A 21,705-nucleotide genomic window follows, 5' to 3' on the forward strand; every position below is an offset into this window, starting at 1 on the left:
GTGCGCGACGTCGCATGCGTGACCCACCACACAGTGTCTGTTTGGTCGCCAACGCCGCCCAGGACGCGCCCGACCGGATTCATGACACGATGGAACCGTGGGTCAACCTGTGCCGCCGACGTGCGTCCGACATCCTGATCGTCCGACCGGATTGGCGTGTACACGCTGCGGTCGACCAGCCTGCCCGGAGTGCCTGCGGCCCGCCGCAGTGGGTCAGCATTGCGTCGACTGTTTCCAAGCGCAGCCCGTGCAGTCCGCGCGCACGCTCGTCGCGAAAGCGCGACCGGTCGCCACCTACGGACTCATCGCGATCAGCGTCGCCCTCTACGCGATCACCGCCGCGCAGTCGCATGACCTCATGAACAACCAGCGCGGGTCGAGCCTGTTTTGGGACATGGCGCTTGTCCCCTACCTCGTCGCGCAAGGCGAGTGGTACCGCGTCATCGGGTCGGGGTTCCTGCACTTCGGGGCCGTGCACTTGGCGTTCAACATGTTCGCGCTGTGGGTGGTCGGGCGCGATCTAGAACGCGTGCTTGGCTGGGCGCGGTTTCTCGCGGTGTACTTAGTCGCGCTGCTTGGTGGATCGGCGGCGGTGATGGTCGGGTCGGGCGCGCTCACCGCGACGGCCGGGGCATCCGGGGCGCTCTATGGCGTGTTCGGCGCGGTGGCTGTCGCGCTGCTTCGACTCAAGCAAAGCCCAACGCCCATGCTGATTCTCATCGCGATCAACCTCGTCATCACGTTCTCGCTGCCTGGCATTTCCCTGTGGGGACATCTGGGCGGACTTGTCGCTGGTACGGCCTGCGCGGTCGGGATTTTGTTTGTCCCCGAATGGCTTTCGGCCCGCACGTCGCAACAGGCGGCGCGCCTCGGGTGGCTGTCGGTCGCCGTTGTCGCGGTGGTGTGCATCGCTGTCACCTTGGGTGCCGCCGTCTACCTGCGCGCGAACCCGCCGGTCATGGCGGCGATGTTGAGCCAAAGCGCGGGCTTCTGATGGTCACGCGGCGCGGCCGATAGGCTCACCCTCCGTGTCGGTACTGGAAGGCAAAATACAGGCGTTCGGGCGAAGAGCCCTAGGGCTCGACGTCCCCGCGCCTGACCACACCGTCGCGGTGCTGCACCGCGACGAACCGCGCGTCCCCGGTCTCGACGGCCCCGAACGCGCGCAACTCGACCGCATTCGGTTGATGGGCGCGACCGGCGCTGTGTTGATGGCGATCGCCGCGCTTGGCATCGGCGCGCAGCCCGTGCATCAAAATCCGGTGTCGGGCATGCGAGTGTTCGGCATTTTCGCTCGCGCGCACACCGGGTCGCTTGCGATGTGCATGTTCGGCACCGTGTTGGTGATCGGCGCGTGGTTGTTGTTGGGGCGCTTCGCCATTGGTGGGTTGAACGGCTCGCCGCGTCGGCGGTTGAGTCGATCGCAGCTCGATCGCACGCTGTTGTTGTGGATCATTCCGCTGTCGATCGCACCGCCGATGTTTTCCAACGACGTGTACTCCTACCTCGCGCAAAGCGAGATCGCCGCGCGTGGGGTCGACCCGTATTTGGAAGGTCCGGTCGCTGGACTGGGTATCGACAACGTCCTCACCAACAACGTGCCGACGATTTGGCGCGATACGCCAGCGCCTTACGGGCCGCTTTTTCTCTGGATCGGACGTGGCATCGCGCACCTGACCGGCGACAACATCATCGCGGGTGTCTGGGTGCATCGACTGCTCGCGCTCGCTGGAGTCGCGCTGATCGTGTGGGCGCTCCCGCGTCTTTCGGTGCGCTGCGGCGTCGCGCCGGTGAGCGCGCTGTGGCTCGGCGCTGCCAACCCGCTCGTGCTGTTTCACCTGGTCGGCGGCGTCCACAACGACGCGCTGATGCTCGGGCTGATGCTTGCGGGCATGGAGCTGACGCTGCGCGCGATTTACGGGCCGGGTGGTCGACCGGATCGGCTCAACGCCACCGGATTGCCGCCGTTTAACGCGAAAGCCTGGGCGTTTTTGGCGGCGGGAACCGTGGTCATCACGTTGTCGTCGTCGATCAAACTCACGTCGATCATCGCGCTCGGGTTCGTTGGGATGGCACTCGCGCGGCGCTGGGGTGCGTCGGTGTCGGCGGTCGCGAAGGCCGCTGTGGTTCTCGGCGTGGTCGCGGGGGCGACGACCTTGATCGTCAGCGAGGCGAGCGGGCTCGGGTTCGGCTGGGTGCACACGCTCAGCGTCGCCAACGCGGTGCGCAGTTGGATGTCGTTGCCGACGGTCATCGGCATCATCACCGGCTTTGGCGGCGTGCTGCTCGGGTTGGGCGACCACACGACCGCGCTGCTGTCGATCACGCGTCCGATCGCCGCCGTTGTCGCTGGGTACATCACTATTCGCATGCTCGTCGCGACGGGACTCGGACGCCTGCACCCAGTCGGTGCGCTCGGCGTCGCCCTTGGTGCGATCGTGCTGCTTTTCCCCGTCGTGCAGCCCTGGTACCTGCTGTGGGCCATCGTTCCGCTCGCCGCGTGGGCAACTCAGCCGGTGTTCCGTGTGCCCGCTGTGGCGTTCTCGGCGGTGGTGTCGATGCTGGTGATGCCGCGCGGCGCGGAGTTCCAGGTGTTCCAGATCATCGGCGCGGCCGTGGCGGCAGCCGTGTGCTTCGGGCTGTTCTACCTGCTGACCCGCAACAGCTTGCCCTGGCGGGCACAGCCGGGGGTGTCAGCTCCGTCACAGGAGGGCACGCCCTACCGTGTGACATCGTGAACGCACGCTCGGTACCCGCGGTACGCGTCGATGACGTCGTCAAACGCTTTGGCGATACGACCGCCGTCGATGGCCTGTCCTTCGAGGTCGAGCGCGCCCAGGTGTTCGCGCTGCTTGGCCCGAACGGCGCTGGCAAGACGACGACCGTCGAAATGTGCGAGGGGTTCGGCGCGCCCGATCAGGGCAGCGTGCGGGTTCTTGGCCTCGATCCGATCGCCGATTCCGAGCAGTTGCGCCCGCGTATCGGCGTGATGTTGCAGGGTGGCGGCGCGTATCCGGGCGCGCGGGCAGGCGAGATGCTTGACCTCGTCGCCGCCTATTCCGCCGACCCGATCGACCCTGATTGGCTCCTCACCACGCTTGGCCTCGGCGATCACCGCCGCACGCCCTACCGTCGACTTTCCGGTGGTCAGCAGCAGCGGCTCGCGCTGGCATGCGCTCTTGTCGGCAAGCCGGAACTGGTTTTTCTCGACGAACCGACCGCCGGCCTCGACGCCCAAGCGCGACTGATCGTGTGGGAACTCATCGACGCGCTGCGACGTGACGGTGTGAGCGTGGTCCTCACGACGCACATGATGGACGAAGCCGAACAGCTCGCTGACCATCTCGCGATCATCGACCACGGTCGCGTTGTCGCCCAGGGTTCGCCCGCCGAGGTCACCGCCCACGGCGCGGCGGGTCAGCTGCGTTTTAGCGCCCCGCCGAAACTCGATCTGCGCCTGCTTGCCGCCGCGTTGCCCGAGGGGTTCGCGCCCTGCGAGACAGCACCCGGCGCCTATCTCATCGAAGGCGAGATCACCCCGCAGGTCCTGGCGACCGTGACCGCGTGGTGCGCGCGAATGGATGTGCTCGCCACCGACATTCGCATCGACACGCGCCGCCTCGAAGACGTTTTCCTCGAACTGACCGGACGGGACCTGCGCGGATGACCACCGAAACCAACCGCTTCGCCGCTGGCACTTTCACGCCCGATCCGCGCCCGGCCTCACGTGCGGTGATGTTGCGCGCGCAGACGAGCATTGAGCTGAAGTTGTTGCTGCGCAACGGCGAACAACTGCTGTTGACGATGTTCATTCCGATCGCGTTGCTGGTCGGGCTCACGCTGTTGCCGTTCGGCGAGTTCGGCGACAACCGGGTGAACAAGGTCGTGCCCATGGTGATGATGACGGCGATCATGTCGACGGCGTTCACCGGCCAAGCCATCGCGGTCGGGTTCGATCGACGGTATGGGGCGCTGAAAAGACTTGGGGCAACACCACTTCCGCGGTGGGGGGTGATCGCGGGCAAGTCGGCGGCGGTGTTGATCGTTGTCGTTTTGCAGTCGGTGCTGTTCGGGCTGATTGGTGTCGCGCTTGGCTGGCGGCCGGGGTTGCTTGGGCTCGCGCTTGGCGCGGTCGTGATCGCGCTGGGTACCGCGACGTTCGCGGCGATGGGCCTGCTGCTCGGCGGCACGCTCAAGGCCGAGGTCGTGCTCGCGTTGGCCAATATCGCGTGGTTCATCATGCTCGGCTGCGCTGGGCTCGTGCTGTTGTCCGGGTTGCCGACCGCGGTGACCGTCGCGGCTCGGCTGTTGCCGTCGGGTGCGCTCGCCTACGCGCTGGAGCGTGCGCTCGACGGGTCAATCGACTGGTTCGGCATCGCCGTCCTCGCGGTGTGGGGCCTCGTCTGCGGCTGGCTCGCGACGCACTTCTTCCGCTTCAGCTGAGATCAACGACACGTTGTAGTACACCGGGTTCCGGTCGGCTATCACCGGCCAGTACCATCGTGACGTGCTCAATCGCGCCTTCCTCGCACTTGTCGACCGGTTGCCGCTGCCCTCGTTGCGGGTGCAGCGCATCCTCGCGTTCGCGGTGATCCTCACCCAGGCGGGTATCTCCGTCACCGGCGCGGTCGTGCGGGTCACAGCATCGGGCCTTGGTTGCCCCACGTGGCCGCAATGTTTCCCGGGCAGTTTCACGCCGGTTGGGGTGTCGGAAGTTCCGGTCATTCACCAGACCGTCGAGTTCGGCAACCGCATGCTCACGTTCGCGGTCACGTTGTGCGCCGCGCTGATCGTGCTGGCTGTCGTGCGCGCGCGACGTCGACGTGAAGTGGTCGTTTACGCGTGGCTGATGCCCGGCGGCACTGTTTTGCAGGCCATCATCGGCGGCATCACCGTGCGCACGGGGTTGCTGTGGTGGACCGTCGCGGTGCATCTGCTCGTGTCGATGCTGATGGTGTGGCTCGCTGTCGTGCTTTACGCCAAGATCGGCGAGCCTGATGACGGCGTCGAAACCGTTCAGGTGCCCGCTCCCCTGCGCTGGCTCACCGCGCTCAGCGGTGTCGCGCTGGCTGGTGTGTTGATCGCGGGCACGTTGGTGACCGGCGCTGGCCCGCACGCGGGCGACAAGAGCATTGACCGACCCGTCGCGCGGTTGGAAGTCGAGATCGTGACGCTGGTTCACCTGCACGCGCAGTTGCTCGTCGGGTACCTCGCGCTGCTAGTTGGTCTCGCGTTCGGCCTGTACGCGGTCGGGATTACTCCGGCGATCCGCAAGCGCCTGTTCGTGCTGCTCGGCCTGGTTGTCGCCCAGGGTGCCGTTGGCGTAGTGCAGTACTTCACCGACGTACCCGCCGCGCTCGTCGCGGTGCATGTGGGCGGCGCGGCGGCCTGCACAGCGGCAACAGCGGCACTGTGGGCCTCACTACGAACCCGCGAATTGCTGCCCGCCAACGTTGCCGACCGAGTAGCCGCACACTAGCGATTGGCTGCCGCAGTCGATTGACTGCCGCAGTCGATTGGCTGCCGCGGCAATTGACAGCCGCTACGGCTCCCAACGCGGGATCCCCCCGTCAAGCGAACAGGGCAAGTTTTTGGCCCCCTCTCGTTTGCGGTGCGTTGCGTAACGGCGAAGCCGGAGCAACGTGCCGCAAGCGAGAGGTCACTGGGCCAAAAACTCCGCGGCGCCAGCCGCCAAAAACAAAGGCGTTGCGTAACGGCGAAGCCGGAGCAACGTGCCGCAAATGAGAGGTCACTGGGCCAAAAACTCCGCGGCGCCAGCCGCAAAAACTACAGCCTCTCGACCAGTTTCCAGTTGCGCGCCTTCGGGAACTTCGTCTGATGCGCCACCCACGCGGCCATCTTCTTCCAGTGCCCAGGCTCCGGGCTCGCCTTGCTCACCAGTTCGCGGTCCCAGTGCTCGGTTTCGGCGAGCCCGTTGACGCGCTCAACGATGGCTTTCGCGATGTCCATCGAGGCGACAACACGGTCGCCGAGGATGCCGTCGGCACCAACGAGGGTGATGCGCACGCCTTCCTTGCCCACGTACTGCAACACGGCCGTGGCCGAATCACCGTGGTCGGCGACGAATTTGACGATGGACTTCTCGACCCCGGCGGGCACCTTGACGGCGACGGCGTTTGCACTCATGACCGGTAGTTTACCGACCAGTAGTAACGAGTCCACCCCCGGTTACGTGTAAAACTGCGGGCATGCATGCGATTGAGGTCACCTCCCACGGCGGTCCCGAAGTTTTGCGTTATGTCGAGGTTGCGGATCCGGTGATCGGACCCAAGCAGCTTCTCGTCCAAACCCAGGGCATCGGCGTCAATTACATCGATACCTATTTCCGCACCGGCGCGTATCCGCAGGCCACGCCCTATATTCCGGGTTCGGAAGGGACCGGCGTTGTCAGCGCGATCGGCGCTGAGGTCACCGAATTCGTTGTTGGCGACCGCGTGGCGTGGGCGGCGGCGCCGGGCAGCTATGCCGACCAGGTTGCCGTCGACGAGGCGCATGCCGTGCTCGTTCCCGAAGGCGTTTCGACCGAGGTTGCCGCGTCGGCGTTGTTGCAGGGCATGACCGCGCACTATTTGATCGAGTCGATTTATACGCCGGGACCGGCCGATCCGGTGTTGATTCACGCGGGTGCCGGTGGTGTTGGGCTGTTGCTGACGCAGTTGGCGAAGGCCAATAACGCGTATGTGATCACGACGGTGTCGTCGGACGAGAAGGAGAAGCTGTCGCGCGAGGCAGGCGCCGACGTTGTCCTGCGCTACCACGACGACCTCGCCACGCAGGTACGCGACCTGACGAGCGGTGTCGGCGTCGCGGTGGTGTATGACGGTGTCGGCGCGGCGACGTTCGAACAGAGTCTCAAGTCGTTGCGGGTGCGCGGCATGATGGCGCTGTTCGGCGCGGCGAGCGGCCCAGTTCCGCCGTTTGACCCGCAGCAGCTCTCGCGCGACGGTTCCCTGTTCCTAACCCGTCCGAAATTGGGCGACTACACCCGCGATCGCACCGAATTCCTTTGGCGCGCAACGGATGTGTTCGATTGGATCGCCTCAGGCAAGCTCCGCTTCCGCATTGGCGCGACCTACCCCCTCGCTGACGCCGAACAGGCGCACCGCGATTTGGAGTCGCGCAAGACAACGGGGTCAATCGTGTTGTTGCCCTAGGTCGCACGGCGTACTCGGGCCATCCCGAGCACGCCTAAGCCAATGCTGAACGCGCCCAACACTATTGCGAAATAAGCGGCGGCGATTCCATTGCCCGTTCCGAGGCCGCCGGGCGATGTCGCCGCGAGGTAGGCACCACCGACGAGCCCGATGAGCCCGGCGATCGCCGCGTGCCAACGGGCGGGACTCGTTGCGAGGCGGCCGGTCGGGTCACGCAGGACGAGGATCGCGGTGACGATGCCGGTCAGGGTGAACAAGGCCAGGATGGTGGTGGGTGCGCGGCCGCGACTGGCCTCGGCGGCGGCGTGCAGTTCGGTCGCATAGCTGGCGAGGATGGCTGAGGTGGCGACGCGCATCGTGGTGCTCCTTACGAGGGGACGGTTCCATCGTCGGCGCATCTGCGGCGCGAATCATCGTGCGAGCGTGGACAATTCATGCTGCCGTTTCTGGGGCAGCGCGGCGCGACCACTACCGCGTTCGCAGTAGTCGCTAACTACCGTCGAGCGCGGATGCCGCGCGGGCGTTTTCGGCCTACCGTGGAACGATGACCCGACCGCGCCCAAGCGACTGGGCCGTCGCGCTCGGCGTTGCCGTCACCCAGCTCGTCGCCGGTTACGCAGCGAACCCAGACGGTCCGCTGCTCGGGTTCGCCCTGCTGGCCGTCGGGGGCGCGGTGCTGTTGTGGCGTGCGCGCGAACCAGTCGCGGTGTTGATCGGCACCGGGCTGTGCGCATTGGCTTGGCAGGCAATCGGTTTCGATGTGGCGGCTGTCGCGTTTCTGTTCGCGGTGTATGCAGCGGTCCGCGCTGGGTATCGCGTTGTCGGTCTCGTCGCGTCGGTCCTGTTGGTGGTCACGTTGCCGTTCGCCGTCCTCGTGACCGGTGCCGACTTGCCCGCCGCGCTCGCGCAGGCACGCGGCGCGTTGGAAATCGCCTGGTTAGTGGCCGCCGGTGCGGCTGGCGAAGCGCTTCGCCAGGCCGAAGCGCGCGCGGACGAGGCCGAACGCACCCGTGAGGAAACCGCGCGCCGACGAGCCGACGCCGAACGCCTCCACCTCGCGCGCGAACTGCACGACTCACTCACGCACCACATTTCGGTGATCAAAGTGCAGGCTGAGGCGGCGGCCCACGTCGCGCAACGCAGAGGCGACGAGACCTCACCGGCGTTGGTCGCGATCCGCGACGCCGCGCGGGAAGCGACCGCCGAACTACGCGCGACCGTCCAAACCTTGCGCGACGACCACCCACACCCGCCGCGTGGACTCGCCCAGATCGCCGATCTCGTCGACAAGGCGCGTGGCGCTGGCGTCGACGCGACACTGAGCGTGACCGCCCGCACCGCTCTCCCCGGCCCCATCGACCGAACGGCCTACCGCATCGTGCAGGAATCGCTGACCAACATCGCCCGCCACGCGGGCAACGCGACCGCGACGGTCCAGCTTGACCAGCGAGCTAACGCCTTGGTCATCCGCGTCGACAACAGCCCGGACGCAACAGCATCCACCGCGTCAACCTCCGGCGTCGGCCTCATCGGCATGCGCGAACGGGTGCACGCGCTCGGTGGGCAGTTGCATGCCGGTCGTCGTCCTGACGGCGGCTTTTCCGTGCACGCCGAGCTCCCGCTCACCGGTGGTCCAGCGTGATTCGGGTGCTGCTGGTCGACGACCAGCCCCTGATTCGCAGCGGCTTTCGCGCGTTGCTCGACATCGAACCCGACATCGAGGTTGTCGCGGAAGCGGCCGATGGTGCGCGGGCCGTCGACCTCGCGCGCACGCATGTGCCCGATATCGCGCTCATCGACATCCAAATGCCCCACGTCGACGGCATCGAAGCCACGCGCCGCATCGTGGCCGACCCGACGCTCGCCAGCGTGCGCGTGGTGATCCTGACCAATTACGGCATGGACGAGTACGTGTACGAGGCGTTGCGGGCGGGTGCCAGCGGGTTCTTAGTCAAAGACATCGAACCAAGGGATTTCCTGCACGCGATTCGGGTCGCCGCACGCGGTGACGCCCTGCTCGCGCCGACGATCACCCGCGCGCTCATCGACCGCTACCTCACGCAACCGCCCCTAACCAGCGTCGAGAACGCGGCCGAGTTGACCGTGCGTGAACGCGAAGCCGTCGTGTTAGTCGCGCGCGGCTTGAGCAATGACGAGATCGCCGCGCATATGGTGATCAGCCCGTTGACCGCCAAGACGCACGTCAATCGCGCGATGACAAAACTGGGCGCGCGGGATCGTGCGCAAGTGGTGGTTTTCGCCTACGAATCAGGGCTGGTCAGTCCGCGTGCCCGCTGAGGGCTACAGCCCGACCAGGCTGCCGAGGGTGTTCCAGCCAAGCACCGAGTCGACGGCGAGGCCGCAGAAGACGACGGCGAGGTAGTTGTTCGACTGCAGGAACAGACGCAGCGGCTTCACCGATTCGCCCCGACGCACCCCGGCGTACAGCTGATGGGCCATCAGCAGGAACCACGCGCCGGCGACGATCGCGACGGCCGCGTAGATCACGCCGGTCGCGGGGATCAGCGCGAGGGTGGCGAGCACCGTGAGCCAGGTGTAGATCACGATCTGCTTGGTGACCTGCTCTTCAGTGGCGACAACCGGCAGCATCGGCACGCCAGCCGCGCGGTAGTCCTCCTTGTAGCGCATCGCGAGCGCCCAGGTGTGCGGCGGCGTCCAGAAGAAAATCACCGCGAAAAGCACAAGCGAAGGCCAGCCGATCGTGCCGGTGACCGCTGACCACCCAACGAGCGCGGGCATACAGCCGGCAGCACCGCCCCAGACCACGTTTTGCGAGGTCCGACGCTTGAGGCCCTTCGTATAAACGAAGACGTAGAACAGAATCGTCGCGACAACGAGGATGCCGCTGAGCAGGTTGGCCTGCCACCACAACCACGCGAACGACAACGCGCCGAGCACCACACCGAAAACAAACGCGTGCGACGTTGGCACGGCGTCGCGGGCGAGGGGGCGACGCGCGGTCCGCTTCATCACCTTGTCGATGTCGGCGTCGGCAACACAGTTGAGCGTGTTGGCGCTCGCCGCGCCCATCCAGCCACCGAAAAGCGTGACCAAGATGAGGCGAATGTCGACGTTGCCGCGATCGGCTAGCAACATCGTGGGGATGGTTGCGACAAGCAACAGCTCGATGACCCGCGGTTTGGTGAGCGCGATATAAGCGAGCGGCTTGCGCACGACTGGCGACGACATGACTTTGGCCGCGATTCCATCGCCGCCGAAGCGGTCGGCCAATGCCGTCGAGGAATCGTGCGCACCGCTATTACCCGGCTGGTGACCGATCCGCACTATTTCTCCTCGCACGCTGTGCTTCGCATCCGGCATTGGAACGAGCAGCGCGCGGCTGCGACGCGGCCACTACTACAGACGATGGTAGACACCCCGTCCTAGTCGCTCCGCGTCAGGGTCTGGTGAACCTTCGATAACGCCGGAGTGAACGAGATAGCACCGCGCCCGATCGCGCAATCCATCAAAAGTGCGAAGCGATCTGAAAAATCGCGAACTAGACTCGGACGCAGGGTTCGCGCCAGTCCGGTGTTGCACCACCACTAGGGTATTCATGAACATCGGTACGCACCCTGGCATGCGGTCGATTGAGACAACTTCATCGCCCCTGCCACGTATCGCCGTCGACGAAACCTAGGTCAGGAGAACCACGGTCGTGTCAGTCACAGACGACATTCGCGCCCACACTCGCCGGAATTACCCGAGCGACTGGACAGAACTCGACACCAAAGCCGTCGACACCGCGCGGGTGCTGGCAGCGGATGCGGTGCAGAAGGCGGGCAACGGGCACCCCGGCACCGCGATGAGCTTGGCTCCCGTCGCGTACGTGCTGTTCCAGCGCGTGATGCGGCAGAACCCGGCCGACCCGTGGTGGACGGGGCGCGACCGCTTCGTTCTCTCGTGTGGCCACACCAGCCTCACCCTCTACATCCAGCTCTACTTCGCCGGTTTCGGCCTTGAGCTGCACGATCTGGAAACCCTGCGGCAGTGGGATTCGCTGTGCCCGGGCCACCCGGAGTACCGCCACACCAACGGTGTCGAGATGACAACCGGCCCGCTCGGCCAGGGTCTCGCTTCCTCGGTCGGCATGGCGATGGCGGCGCGTCGCGAGCGCGGTCTTTACGACCCGCTTGCTCCCGAAGGCACCAGCCTGTTCGACCACTTCATCTACACCATCGCTTCCGATGGCGACCTCGAAGAGGGCGTCACGTCGGAGGCGTCGTCGATCGCGGGCACGCAGCAACTGGGCAACCTCGTCGTGATTTACGACAACAACAACATCTCCATCGAAGACGACACGCTCATCGCGTTCAACGAAGATGTCGGCAAGCGCTACGAGGCGTACGGCTGGCACGTGCAGAACGTCACCAGCGGTGAGGATGTCGTCGCGATCGAAGAGGCCATCACCGCGGCTAAGGCGGTCACCGACAAGCCGTCGCTGATCATCCTGCACACCGTCATCGGCTACCCGGCGCCAACCAAGATGAACTCCGGTGCCGCCCACGGTGCCGCGCTTGGTGCTGAAGAGGTCGCCGCGCTCAAGGTCGAGCTTGGGTTCAACCCGGATTCGTCGTTCGACGTCGCGCCCGCAGTCATCGAGCACACCCGCAAGGCGCTCGTGCGCGGTGCGGAAGCGCAGGCCGAGTGGCAGATTCGGTTCGAAGCGTGGGCCGCGCAGAACCCGGAAAACCACGCGCTCTACGAGCGGTTGCAGGCACGCAAGCTGCCTGAGGGCTGGGAGAAGTCGCTTCCCGAGTTCGAGCCGAACGCCAAGGGCATGGCCACGCGTAAGGCTTCCGGCGCGGTGCTCGCGGCTCTCGCTGACGTGCTGCCGGAGCTGTGGGGCGGTTCCGCCGACCTCGCCGAGTCGAACAACACCACGATGCCGGGGCAGAAGTCGTTCGGTCCCACCGAGATCACCACGCGGCACTGGACAACCGACCCGTACGGCCGCACGCTGCACTTCGGTGTGCGCGAGCACGCGATGGGCTCGATCCTCAACGGCATCGCGCTGCACGGTCCCACCCGTCCGTACGGTGGCACGTTCCTCGTGTTCAGCGACTACATGCGTCCGCCGGTGCGTCTCGCCGCGATGATGCGCACCACCGTCACCTACGTGTGGACGCACGACTCGATTGGTCTTGGCGAAGACGGTCCCACCCACCAGCCGATTGAGCACCTCGCCTCGCTGCGCGCGATCCCGGGCCTCAACGTGGCCCGTCCCGCCGACGCCAACGAGACGTCCTACATCTGGCGTTCGCTGCTGGAACGTGGCTCCGACGAGCACAAGTCGCACTACAAGGTGTACGAAGCGCCCAAGACCGACGGCCCAACCGCGCTCGCGCTCACTCGTCAGGACGTGCCAACGCTGGAAGGAACCAGCTACGAAGGCGCGTCGCGCGGCGGTTACGTGCTCGCCGACGCCACCGGCGGCGACCCGCAGGTCGTCATCGTCGGCACCGGCTCCGAGGTGCAGCTCGCGCTCGACGCGCGCACGGTCCTTGAGGGTGAAGGCATCCGTGCTCGCGTGGTTTCGATGCCGTGTGTCGAGTGGTTCGACGCCGAAGACAAGGCGTACCGCGACTCCGTCATCCCGCCGAACGTGCGTGCACGCGTGTCGGTGGAAGCCGGTATCGCGATGCCGTGGCACCGCTTCCTCGGCGATGCGGGCGAGCACGTTGGCATCGAGCACTTCGGCGCCTCCGCGCCCTACAAGGTGCTGTTCGAGAAGTTCAACATCACCACCGACGCCGTCGTCGCCGCAGCTAAGCGTTCGCTCGACAACGTGAAGGGGTAGTGCCATGACAACAACGCAGAATCCGAATCTCGCCGCGCTCACGGCGGCGGGGGTGTCGGTGTGGCTCGACGATCTGTCGCGCACCCGCATCGAGACGGGCAATCTGGCCGACCTCATCGCTACCCGCAGCGTTGAGGGCGTCACGACCAACCCGAGCATTTTCCAGGCCGCGCTCAACGAAGGCGACGCGTACAGCGCACAGCTGAACACGCTCGCCGCCCAGGGCGCCGACGCCGAAGGCGCGGTCCGCACGATGACCACCGACGACGTCCGCGCCGCGTGCGACGTGTTCGCGCAGGTGTTCGCCGACACCGGTCACGTCGATGGGCGTGTGTCGATCGAGGTCGACCCGCGCTTGGCGTTCGACACCGATTCCACCGTGGCCCAGGCCATTGAGCTGTGGAAAATCGTCGACCGGCCGAATCTGTTCATCAAGATTCCGGCAACCGCGGAGGGCTTGCCCGCTATCACGCGTGTGCTCGCCGAAGGCATCAGCGTCAACGTCACGCTGATCTTCTCGGTCGAGCGCTACCGCGCGGTGATGGGCGCGTATCTCGACGGCATTCGCGCGGCGATCGCGGCCGGGCATGATGCGGCCAAGATCCATTCGGTCGCTTCGTTCTTCGTTTCGCGTGTCGACACTGAGATCGACAGTCGGCTCGACGCCATCGGCACCCCGGAGGCGTTGGCACTGCGTGGTCAGGCGGGTATCGCCAACGCGCGGCTCGCGTACGCGGCCTACCAGGACATTTTCGACGGTGGCGCGCACACGGTCACCTACGACGAGCTCGCGCCGAAGGGTGCCAATCGCCAGCGTCCGCTGTGGGCGTCGACGGGTGTGAAGAATCCGGCGTACTCCGACACGATGTATGTTACCGAGTTGGTCGCGCCGAACGTGGTGAACACGTTGCCGGAGAAGACGTTGCAGGCGTTCGCCGATCACGGCGAGGTCCTTGGCGACACGCTCAGCGGGCGCGCGGTCGAGTCGGCTGCGCTTTTCGACGCGCTCACCGCCGTCGGGGTCAACCTGTCGGATGTGTTCGCGGTGTTGGAGGCCGAGGGCGTGCAGAAGTTCGAATCCGCTTGGACCGAACTGCTCGACGCGACGACCAACGCGCTGCGCGCGGACTCAGGTAACTGACCTGATGGCCGGCACAGTTTCGGTGGAGCAGGCGGCACGGCACTGGGTCAATCCCCTGCGTGACCCTCGAGACAAGCGGCTCCCGATGATCGCGGGGCCGTGCGCGATGGTGATCTTCGGCGTCACCGGCGACCTGTCCCGGAAGAAGCTGATGCCGGCCATCTACGACCTTGCCAACCAGGGTTTGCTCCCACCGGGGTTCTCGCTGGTTGGGTTCGCGCGCCGCAATTACGCTGACGAGGATTTCGAGAAGGTCGTGATTGAGGCGGTGCGCAAGCACGCGCGCACGCCGTTCCGTCAGGAAGTGTGGGATTCGCTGGCGGCCGGATTGCGGTTCGTCCAAGGCAGTTTCGACGACGATGCCGCGTTTGCGACGCTGGCGCGCACTCTCGCCGAGCTCGATAAGGAACGCGGCACGGGCGGTAACTGCGCGTTCTACCTGTCGATTCCGCCGAATATGTTCCCGGTGGTGCTCGACCAGTTGTCGAAACACAAACTGGCGCAACCAGGTCCAGAACCTGACGGTTGGGTGCCGTGGCGGCGCGTGGTGATCGAGAAGCCGTTCGGCCACGATCTCGCGAGCGCGAAAGCGCTCAACGCGCTGGTGAACCGTGTCTTCCCCGAGGAGACGGTGTTTCGTATCGACCACTATCTCGGCAAAGAGACCGTGCAGAACATCTTGGCGCTGCGCTTCGCCAATGAGCTGTTCGAGCCCATCTGGAACGCGAATTACGTTGACAGCGTGCAGATTACGATGGCCGAGGACATCGGCCTTGGCGGTCGCGCTGGGTATTACGACGGCATCGGCGCCGCCCGCGATGTGATCCAGAATCACCTGCTGCAGCTGATGGCGCTCACGGTGATGGAAGAGCCAACCTCGTTCGAACCGAAGCAGCTCACGACCGAGAAGATCAAGGCGCTCTCGGCGACCAAGCTGGTGTATCCGCTCGACGAGACCACCGCGCGTGGGCAATACACCGAGGGCTGGCAGGGCAGCGAGCACGTCGTCGGACTGCATCAGGAGGAGGGTTTCGACCCGAATTCGCGCACCGAGACCTACGCGGCCATCACGCTGCGGGTGGAAAACCGCCGATGGGCGGGCGTGCCGTTCTACCTGCGCACCGGAAAACGCTTGGGCCGCAGGGTTACTGAGATCGCGGTCATGTTCAAGCGTGCGCCGCACCTGCCCTTCGACCAAACGATGACCGAGGAATTGGGGCAGAACGCGCTCGTCATTCGGGTGCAGCCGGACGAGGGCATCACCATGCGGTTCGGGTCGAAGGTGCCCGGCACCGGCATGGAAGTGCGCGACGTGAATATGGACTTCAGCTATGGCGAAGCGTTCACCGAGTCCTCCCCCGAAGCCTATGAGCGGCTCATCCTCGACGTGCTGCTTGGCGTTCCTTCGCTGTTCCCGGTAAACGCCGAAGTCGAATTGTCTTGGGAGATCCTCGATCCGGTGATTTCGCACTGGGCGGCAGGCGGCAAACCCGAACCATACGAGGCCGGGACCTGGGGTCCGATTTCGGCCGAAGAGATGCTCGCGATCAGCGGGCGGGAATGGCGGCGCCCATGATCGTCGACATGCCCGACACCAACACCGTCGATGTCAGCAAGCGGTTGTTGCAGCTTCGGGAAACCAACGGGGTCATCACCCAGGGCCGCGTGCTCACGCTCGTGGTGTGCACGCTCGACTCGTCCGAGGCGGAGATCGCGATCGAAGCGGCCAACGAGGCAAGTCGCGAACATCCGTGTCGCGTGATCGTGCTCGCGCGCGGCGACCGGGAAGCCGAAACCAGCCTCAGCGCCCAGATCCGCGTTGGTGGCGACGCGGGCGCGGCCGAGGTCATCGTGCTGCGCATGCAGGGCGCGCTCGTCAACCATGAGAGCAGCGTCGTCACACCGTTTCTGCTGCCCGACACGCCCGTTGTCGCGTGGTGGCCGCGTGGCGCGCCGGAATTCCCGTCGCTCGATTCGGTCGGCAAACTCGCCAAACGCCGCATCACCGATGCCACGTTCGCACCCGACCCGCAAGCCACCATCAAGCATCGCCGCTACACCTACGCCACCGGCGACACCGACCTGGCGTGGAGCCGCATCACTTACTGGCGAGCGCTGTTGGCGGCGTCGCTGAACGTGCCACCGTATGAACCGGTCACGTCAGCGAGCGTGTCGGGGTTGGCGAGCGAGCCCGCGCTGGACATGCTGGCGGGCTGGTTGGCCAGCCGATTGAACTGCCCGGTCATCCGCAAGTCGGGTGAACTGAAGGTGGAGTTGCATCGAGCGTCGGATTTCATTTCGATCGCCCGACCGCAATTGGGAAGAACCGCAACGATTATCCGCACCGGTGAACCCGACCAGCACATCGCGCTGGCCCGCCGGGAAACTCGCGACTGCCTCGCCGAAGAACTGCGGCGTCTCGACGCCGACGAGATCTACGCCGAAGCGCTCGCCGGAATCGAGAAGGTGACCTATGAGTGACAGCATCGACGAATTCGACGACCTGGGCGCCGATTTCCCCGCCAACACCATCGAGGTACACACCGATCCCGAACAGGTCGCCGAGGCTGCGGCGGAGCGGTTCGTCGACACCATCGTCGCGGCTCAGGCCGCGCGCGGTGTGGCGTCGGTGGTGCTCACCGGTGGCAGCGACGGCATCCGCACGCTCGTGAAGGTACGGGAGAACCCCGGCGACATCAATTGGGGCATGCTGAACGTGTTTTGGGGCGATGAGCGCTACGTCCCCGCTGACAGCCCGGAACGCAACGAGTTGCAGGCGCGCGAAGCGTTGCTAGACCATGTGCCGCTCGACCCGGCGCGTGTGTTCCCGATGGCGCCGTCGGATGGGAATTTCCCGACGGTGGAGGCGGCGGCGGCCGCGTACGGGCAGATCGTGCTTGGGTTCCTCGCCGAAGCTGGCGATTTCGACCTCGAACTGTTCGGCATGGGCCCCGAGGGCCACATCGACTCACTGTTCCCGCACTCCCCCGCCGTGCGGGAAACCACCGAATACGTTGTCGCCGTACACGATTGCCCGAAGCCGCCGCCCACGCGAATCACGTTGACGCTCCCGGCGATTCATCGCGCGCGCCACGTCGCGTTGATCGTCACGGGCGAAGGCAAGGCGGCGGCGGTTGCGGCCGCCGTGAACGGCGCGTCACCCGACGACGTCCCCGCCGCTGGCGCGGTCGGCATCGAGTCCACCACCTGGGTCATTGACGAGGCGGCAGCGAGCGACCTTGGCCTTGAGGATTTCGACGACTTCGACGATGAAGACGACGAGGACGACGAGGACGACACTGCCGCGAAGTAGTTCGAACCGGCACTCGGAGTAAGCCAGCGGGGCTGGGCCATCATGGCCCGGCCCCGTCTCCGTTCAACGACTCGCACCCTTCGGTCGCTAAAGCGGTGAGACCACCAATTGCGGGCACGCGCTGCTCACTGCGCCTACCATCGCAAGCAGATCATCGGCGGTGCACAGATAGCTCTCAACGGCGAAGAGGGGTCGCGGTGGGTGACGGAATTGCAGCAGGGCACACCACGGACCTCGACGCGCATTTTCGCGCCGCACTCGCCGAGCTCACCGTCAGCGGCGCGGCCGAACCGCACACCCGGCTCGACCCCGGCCTTGGTCTTGAGCTGTTCGAATCTCAGTGCGCCAGTAGGCATCTCGACCTGAACGCCCGCCGATTAGGTGCGAAGCGCCAGGGTTTCTACAGCATCGGGTCGTCGGGACACGAGGGCAACGCCGCGGTCGCCGCGGCAAGTCGCGTTGACGATCCCGCATTGCCGCATTACCGCTCCGGCGCGTTTTTCGTGCAGCGCTGCAGGCAGTTACCCGGGCTCAACCCTGTTCGCGACGTGCTGCTCGGCGTCGTCGCGGCTGCTGCGGACCCCATTTCGGGCGGTCGACACAAGGTATTCGGGAGTCGCCCTGCTTCGATCATTCCGCAAACCTCCACCGTCGCCTCGCATCTCCCCCGCGCGATCGGCCTCGCCTTCGCGATCGATCACGCTGCGCGCCAAGGGATTTCGAACGCATGGCCTCACGATGCGGTGGTGGTGTGCAGTTTCGGCGACGCGTCGGCCAACCATTCGACCGCCGTCGGTGCGGTGAACGCGGCCGTGCACGCGAGCACGCGCGGGGTGCCGATGCCAATAGTGTTCGTTTGCGAGGACAACGGTTGGGGCATCAGCGTCCCGACCCCACCCGACTGGATCGAACGCGCCTACGGCCCACGCCCCGGCCTCACCTATCTATCCGCCGATGGCTGCGACCTGCCGAACGTTCTCGGCACCGCGCAGGACGCGTTCGCCATCGCCCGCACCTGGCGCGTGCCCGTGTTCCTGCACATGCGCACCGTGCGACTAGGCGGCCACGCGGGCTCAGACGTCGAATCGGGCTACCGCAGCCCGGCCGACATCGCCGCTGACCTGGCCCGCGACCCCCTGATCGGCACCGCACGCGCGCTTGTCGAGGCCACCATCGCGACCCCGGCGGACCTGCTCGCCCGCTACATCCGTATCGGCACCCGAGTACGCGACATCGCCGACGAGGTAGTCACCGAACACCGCCTAGATACCGCCGCATCAGTGATCAGCCCACTAGCACCGGCCCGCCCACACGCCGTCGCAACCGAGGTCGCCCGCATCTCACCCAGCGCCAGCATCGACGAGGCAGCAGCAATTATCAACGTGCCCAACACTTCTCGCCCCAGCCTCACCCTCGCCCAGTCCATCAACACCACCCTCGCCGACCTTCTCACCCGCGACAACGACATCCTGATCTTCGGCGAAGACGTCGCGCGCAAAGGCGGCGTCTATGGCGTCACCAAAGGGCTGCGGAAACGGTTTGGCGCGCGGCGGGTGTTCGACACCCTGCTCGACGAACAAACCATCCTCGGCACCGCACTCGGCGCAGCGCTCGCCGGTTTCGTCCCCATCCCTGAGATCCAGTACCTCGCCTACGTGCACAATGCCGCCGACCAAATTCGCGGCGAAGCGGCGACGCTTTCGTTCTTTTCCGCTGGTCGCTACCGCAATCCGATGGTCGTGCGCATCGCCGGCCTCGCCTACCAGAAGGGCTTCGGTGGGCATTTTCACAACGACAATTCGCTAGCCGCGCTCCGCGACATTCCGGGCGTCGTCGTAGCGGTGCCGAGCCGGGCCGACAACGCCGCCGCACTCCTACGCACGTGCGTCGCGGCGGCCAGGGTCGACGGTCGCGTCTGCGTCTTCATCGAACCCATCGCGCTCTATCACACCCGCGACCTGTTCCCCGACGACGCCGCATGGCTCGCGCCAGCATCCGACGAGCACGTCCCTATCGGTCAGGCACGCACCTACCAGGACGGCACCGACCTCACGATCGTCACGTTCGGCAACGGCGTCCCGATGAGCTTGCGCGTCGCGCGGACCCTCAACCAACGCGGCATCGCAACCCGGGTCGTCGATCTGCAATGGCTGTCACCACTGCCGACGAAGGACCTCATCGCGGCAGCCGAAGCAACCGGACGGGTATTGATAGCCGACGAAACGCGACGCAGCGGCGGGGTCGCCGAATCAGTGATCGCGACGCTCATCGACGCGGGCTTTCGCGGCCAAATCCGTCGCGTGACCAGCGAAGACAGCTTTATCCCGCTCGGCCCGGCGGCCGAAACGGTGCTACTGAGCGAAGCCGCGATCAAAGCGGCCGCGCTAACGCTACTTAGCTGAACTTGATCTCAAGGCCGATGCCGAGGATCGCGATGAGCCAGACAATGCCGACGAAGACGGTGATGCGGTCGAGGTTCTTCTCCACCACGGTCGAACCCGACAGGCTGGACTGCACGCCGCCACCGAACAGGCTGGACAAGCCACCGCCCTTGGCACGGTGCAGCAGCACCAGCAGCACCAGCAACACACTGGTGATGACCAGGAGGATATCGAGGAACAGCGACATGGCGTCCATCCTAGGGGCACACCGCCGCGCTGGTCTAACCAGCCTCGACCGCGACCAGATGGGCGACCGTGTCCGGGCCCGCTGAATAGTGCGCGACGGTCGCCTCGATCTCTCGGTCGCGGGCGGTGAGCCGCACCTGATGCTGGTGCATATGCTCAGCCCAGGACCGTACGACGAACGCTTCGACGTACCGATCGAGGACGCCGACGTCGCGGTAGAGCCGCCATTCCATCGCGCCCGTTCGCTGCCGTGACCGGCCAACCAACGCCATCGCCTCGGTGAACGCGACGACGTCGGCGGCGGGCACGTCGTAGCCGCGCATCACCAGCACCGGCCCATCTTCGGCGTCGGGTTCGACAACGAGCTGCGGTTCTGGCCAGAACGCGGCAGGCGACAGGTCGATGTCTTCGACGTTATGCCGGATCGGCAACCACACCGTGCTCACCGCACACACCGCGAGCAGCCCGGCCGCGATGAGCAACGCCGTGACCGCGCCCGCCGTGCCCGCGACCAAACCCCATCCGAGCGAACCGAGCGCTTGCCCGCCCATGAAGACGAGCATGTATACCGAAAGCCCGCGCGCCCGCACCCACGCGGGCAGCAGCAGTTGCATCGTGGCGTTGAGCGTCGCGAGCGCGAGCAACCACGCCAAGCCAGCGCCAACGAGGGCGACAAACACCGCGACCGGATTCGGCACCAGCGCGGCCGTCACCGCGCCGACTCCGAACAGCGTGGCCGCGATCGCCAGCCGCTGCGTTGGCGTGAGCCACCGTCGCACCCGCGACAGCGCGAGCGCACCAACAACCGCACCAAGCCCCAGCGCACCGAGCAGCAGACCGTAACCGCCGGACCCGAGGTGGAGTTGATCGTGCGCGATAACCGGCAGCAGCGCCCACACCGCGCTGCCGGGCGCGACAAACATGATGGTGCGCAACAACGTTCGACGAATCGCGGGCGCGGCCCGAATGAACCGCGTGCCCGCTTGCAGTGCGGCGAGCGGGCGTTCACTCGGCAAGATCACGTCACGCACCGGCGAATGCCACAGCGCGAGCACCGCGACAATCCCCAGGAACGACACGGTATTGAACGCGAAAACCACCGTCGGGCCCGCCACCGAGACGAGCACGCCCGCGATCGCAGGCCCGATCGCACGTCCCAGGTTGACGTTCATGCTGCCCAACGCCGCCGCCGACGCGATCTCGCCGCGTGGAACGAGTTCGGGTTGAATCGCCTGCCACGCGGGCGCCGTGAGCGCTTGTCCGCAGCCAAGGACGAACAGCAGCGTGAGCAGCACGACGGGCGTGGTGTGGCCGGTGGCGGTGCAGACCGTCAACGTGAGCGAGGTGAGCGCCATGCCTGACTGCGCGCCGATCAGCAAGCGGCGCCGGTCAACAAGATCGGCAAGCACCCCCGACGGGATCGCCAGCAACATCACCGGCAACGTCAATGCCGTCTGCACGAACGACACAAGCGCGGCCGCGTTGGGTTGGTCGACGAGGATCCACTGCGCCCCGACCGTCTGCATCCAGGTGCCCAGGTTGGAGCCCAATTGCGCGACCCACAGCGCCCGAAAAACCCGCGAGCGAAGCGGCGCCCACGTCGAGGTATGTGCGGTCGTGGACGTCAC

General features: G+C 66.0%; 19 protein-coding genes. 14 read left to right on the top strand and 5 right to left on the bottom strand.

Features of this window, described 5'->3' with window-relative positions:
* The first annotated feature begins 97 nt into the window (after positions 1 to 97).
* The 5 genes from IEX78_RS04115 (at position 98) to IEX78_RS04135 (ending at position 5,479) form a co-directional block, all read left to right on the top strand.
* On the top strand, positions 98 to 994 hold the full coding sequence (locus IEX78_RS04115) for a rhomboid family intramembrane serine protease (protein WP_188827408.1): 897 nt from the start codon (positions 98 to 100) through the stop codon (positions 992 to 994).
* A gap of 34 nt (positions 995 to 1,028) precedes the next feature.
* A complete protein-coding gene (mptB, locus tag IEX78_RS04120; RefSeq protein ID WP_188827410.1) occupies positions 1,029 to 2,738 on the top strand; it encodes a polyprenol phosphomannose-dependent alpha 1,6 mannosyltransferase MptB in 1,710 nt (569 codons plus the stop codon).
* Complete coding sequence (locus IEX78_RS04125; protein ID WP_188827412.1) at positions 2,735 to 3,667, top strand: ABC transporter ATP-binding protein; 933 nt, start codon at positions 2,735 to 2,737, stop codon at positions 3,665 to 3,667. Before mptB ends, IEX78_RS04125 begins: the two co-directional genes overlap by 4 nt.
* A complete protein-coding gene (locus tag IEX78_RS04130; protein WP_188827414.1) occupies positions 3,664 to 4,443 on the top strand; it encodes an ABC transporter permease in 780 nt (259 codons plus the stop codon). The genes IEX78_RS04125 and IEX78_RS04130 overlap by 4 nt, the downstream gene beginning before the upstream one ends.
* Positions 4,444 to 4,507: 64 nt before the next feature.
* The gene (locus IEX78_RS04135) at positions 4,508 to 5,479 is read left to right on the top strand and encodes a COX15/CtaA family protein (protein WP_188827416.1); all 972 of its coding nucleotides are present in this window, start codon (positions 4,508 to 4,510) and stop codon (positions 5,477 to 5,479) included.
* A gap of 308 nt (positions 5,480 to 5,787) precedes the next feature.
* Here the strand turns inward: IEX78_RS04135 and IEX78_RS04140 are convergent, their stop codons facing one another.
* Complete coding sequence (locus tag IEX78_RS04140; protein WP_188827417.1) at positions 5,788 to 6,147, bottom strand: hypothetical protein; 360 nt, start codon at positions 6,145 to 6,147, stop codon at positions 5,788 to 5,790.
* A 62-nt stretch (positions 6,148 to 6,209) separates the two neighbouring features.
* Between IEX78_RS04140 and IEX78_RS04145 the strand changes: the two genes are divergently transcribed.
* Positions 6,210 to 7,175: a quinone oxidoreductase family protein gene (locus tag IEX78_RS04145; protein ID WP_188827419.1), complete on the top strand. Its 966-nt coding sequence runs from the start codon at positions 6,210 to 6,212 to the stop codon at positions 7,173 to 7,175.
* Here the strand turns inward: IEX78_RS04145 and IEX78_RS04150 are convergent.
* The gene (locus tag IEX78_RS04150) at positions 7,172 to 7,531 is read right to left on the bottom strand and encodes a DUF6223 family protein (RefSeq protein ID WP_188827421.1); all 360 of its coding nucleotides are present in this window, start codon (positions 7,529 to 7,531) and stop codon (positions 7,172 to 7,174) included. The two genes, IEX78_RS04145 and IEX78_RS04150, sit on opposite strands and share 4 nt — an antisense overlap.
* Before the next feature lie 188 nt (positions 7,532 to 7,719).
* Between IEX78_RS04150 and IEX78_RS04155 the strand changes: the two genes are divergently transcribed.
* Positions 7,720 to 8,817 (top strand): sensor histidine kinase, encoded by a 1,098-nt coding sequence (locus IEX78_RS04155; protein WP_188827423.1) that lies wholly within the window; start codon positions 7,720 to 7,722, stop codon positions 8,815 to 8,817.
* A complete protein-coding gene (locus tag IEX78_RS04160; protein WP_188827425.1) occupies positions 8,814 to 9,473 on the top strand; it encodes a response regulator in 660 nt (219 codons plus the stop codon). The genes IEX78_RS04155 and IEX78_RS04160 overlap by 4 nt, the downstream gene beginning before the upstream one ends.
* A gap of 3 nt (positions 9,474 to 9,476) precedes the next feature.
* On the opposite strand, the gene IEX78_RS04165 is transcribed toward IEX78_RS04160, so the two are convergent.
* Positions 9,477 to 10,385: a heme o synthase gene (locus IEX78_RS04165; protein WP_229683787.1), complete on the bottom strand. Its 909-nt coding sequence runs from the start codon at positions 10,383 to 10,385 to the stop codon at positions 9,477 to 9,479.
* A 469-nt stretch (positions 10,386 to 10,854) separates the two neighbouring features.
* On the opposite strand from IEX78_RS04165, the gene tkt reads away from it, so the two are divergent.
* From tkt to IEX78_RS04195, 6 genes are all read left to right on the top strand, one after another.
* Positions 10,855 to 12,996, top strand: coding sequence for a transketolase (gene tkt / locus IEX78_RS04170; RefSeq protein ID WP_188827429.1), 2,142 nt, complete (start codon positions 10,855 to 10,857; stop codon positions 12,994 to 12,996).
* 4 nt (positions 12,997 to 13,000) lie between these two features.
* A complete protein-coding gene (tal, locus tag IEX78_RS04175; RefSeq protein ID WP_188827431.1) occupies positions 13,001 to 14,137 on the top strand; it encodes a transaldolase in 1,137 nt (378 codons plus the stop codon).
* A gap of 4 nt (positions 14,138 to 14,141) precedes the next feature.
* Positions 14,142 to 15,713: a glucose-6-phosphate dehydrogenase gene (gene zwf, locus IEX78_RS04180; RefSeq protein ID WP_188827433.1), complete on the top strand. Its 1,572-nt coding sequence runs from the start codon at positions 14,142 to 14,144 to the stop codon at positions 15,711 to 15,713.
* Positions 15,710 to 16,618 (top strand): glucose-6-phosphate dehydrogenase assembly protein OpcA, encoded by a 909-nt coding sequence (gene opcA, locus IEX78_RS04185; protein ID WP_188827435.1) that lies wholly within the window; start codon positions 15,710 to 15,712, stop codon positions 16,616 to 16,618. The genes zwf and opcA overlap by 4 nt, the downstream gene beginning before the upstream one ends.
* Entirely contained in the window at positions 16,611 to 17,450 is an 840-nt protein-coding gene (gene pgl, locus IEX78_RS04190) for a 6-phosphogluconolactonase (RefSeq protein WP_188827437.1), read from the top strand. Before opcA ends, pgl begins: the two co-directional genes overlap by 8 nt.
* Positions 17,451 to 17,647: 197 nt before the next feature.
* Positions 17,648 to 19,852 carry a transketolase C-terminal domain-containing protein gene (locus IEX78_RS04195; protein WP_373291515.1) on the top strand — a complete coding sequence of 735 codons (2,205 nt, stop codon included), beginning with the start codon at positions 17,648 to 17,650 and terminating at the stop codon, positions 19,850 to 19,852.
* Here IEX78_RS04195 and secG read toward each other — a convergent pair.
* Positions 19,845 to 20,078: a preprotein translocase subunit SecG gene (secG, locus tag IEX78_RS04200; RefSeq protein ID WP_188827439.1), complete on the bottom strand. Its 234-nt coding sequence runs from the start codon at positions 20,076 to 20,078 to the stop codon at positions 19,845 to 19,847. The genes IEX78_RS04195 and secG overlap by 8 nt on opposite strands.
* A gap of 34 nt (positions 20,079 to 20,112) precedes the next feature.
* The gene (locus tag IEX78_RS04205; RefSeq protein WP_188827441.1) at positions 20,113 to 21,705 is read right to left on the bottom strand and encodes an MFS transporter; all 1,593 of its coding nucleotides are present in this window, start codon (positions 21,703 to 21,705) and stop codon (positions 20,113 to 20,115) included.

Origin of the sequence: Nocardia camponoti (assembly GCF_014646135.1) — a bacterium.
GTDB lineage: Bacteria > Actinomycetota > Actinomycetes > Mycobacteriales > Mycobacteriaceae > Nocardia > Nocardia camponoti.

What these genes read in the sequence shown, in the direction of transcription:
- IEX78_RS04130 (WP_188827414.1), top strand. Translation starts at nt 3,664, where the DNA reads ATGACCACCGAAACCAACCGCTTCGCCGCTGGCACTTTCACGCCCGAT.
- IEX78_RS04140 (WP_188827417.1), bottom strand. Translation starts at nt 6,147, where the DNA reads ATGAGTGCAAACGCCGTCGCCGTCAAGGTGCCCGCCGGGGTCGAGAAG.
- IEX78_RS04145 (WP_188827419.1), top strand. Translation starts at nt 6,210, where the DNA reads ATGCATGCGATTGAGGTCACCTCCCACGGCGGTCCCGAAGTTTTGCGT.
- IEX78_RS04150 (WP_188827421.1), bottom strand. Translation starts at nt 7,531, where the DNA reads ATGCGCGTCGCCACCTCAGCCATCCTCGCCAGCTATGCGACCGAACTG.
- IEX78_RS04155 (WP_188827423.1), top strand. Translation starts at nt 7,720, where the DNA reads ATGACCCGACCGCGCCCAAGCGACTGGGCCGTCGCGCTCGGCGTTGCC.
- IEX78_RS04165 (WP_229683787.1), bottom strand. Translation starts at nt 10,385, where the DNA reads ATGTCGTCGCCAGTCGTGCGCAAGCCGCTCGCTTATATCGCGCTCACC.
- tal (WP_188827431.1), top strand. Translation starts at nt 13,001, where the DNA reads ATGACAACAACGCAGAATCCGAATCTCGCCGCGCTCACGGCGGCGGGG.
- zwf (WP_188827433.1), top strand. Translation starts at nt 14,142, where the DNA reads ATGGCCGGCACAGTTTCGGTGGAGCAGGCGGCACGGCACTGGGTCAAT.
- opcA (WP_188827435.1), top strand. Translation starts at nt 15,710, where the DNA reads ATGATCGTCGACATGCCCGACACCAACACCGTCGATGTCAGCAAGCGG.
- pgl (WP_188827437.1), top strand. Translation starts at nt 16,611, where the DNA reads ATGAGTGACAGCATCGACGAATTCGACGACCTGGGCGCCGATTTCCCC.
- secG (WP_188827439.1), bottom strand. Translation starts at nt 20,078, where the DNA reads ATGTCGCTGTTCCTCGATATCCTCCTGGTCATCACCAGTGTGTTGCTG.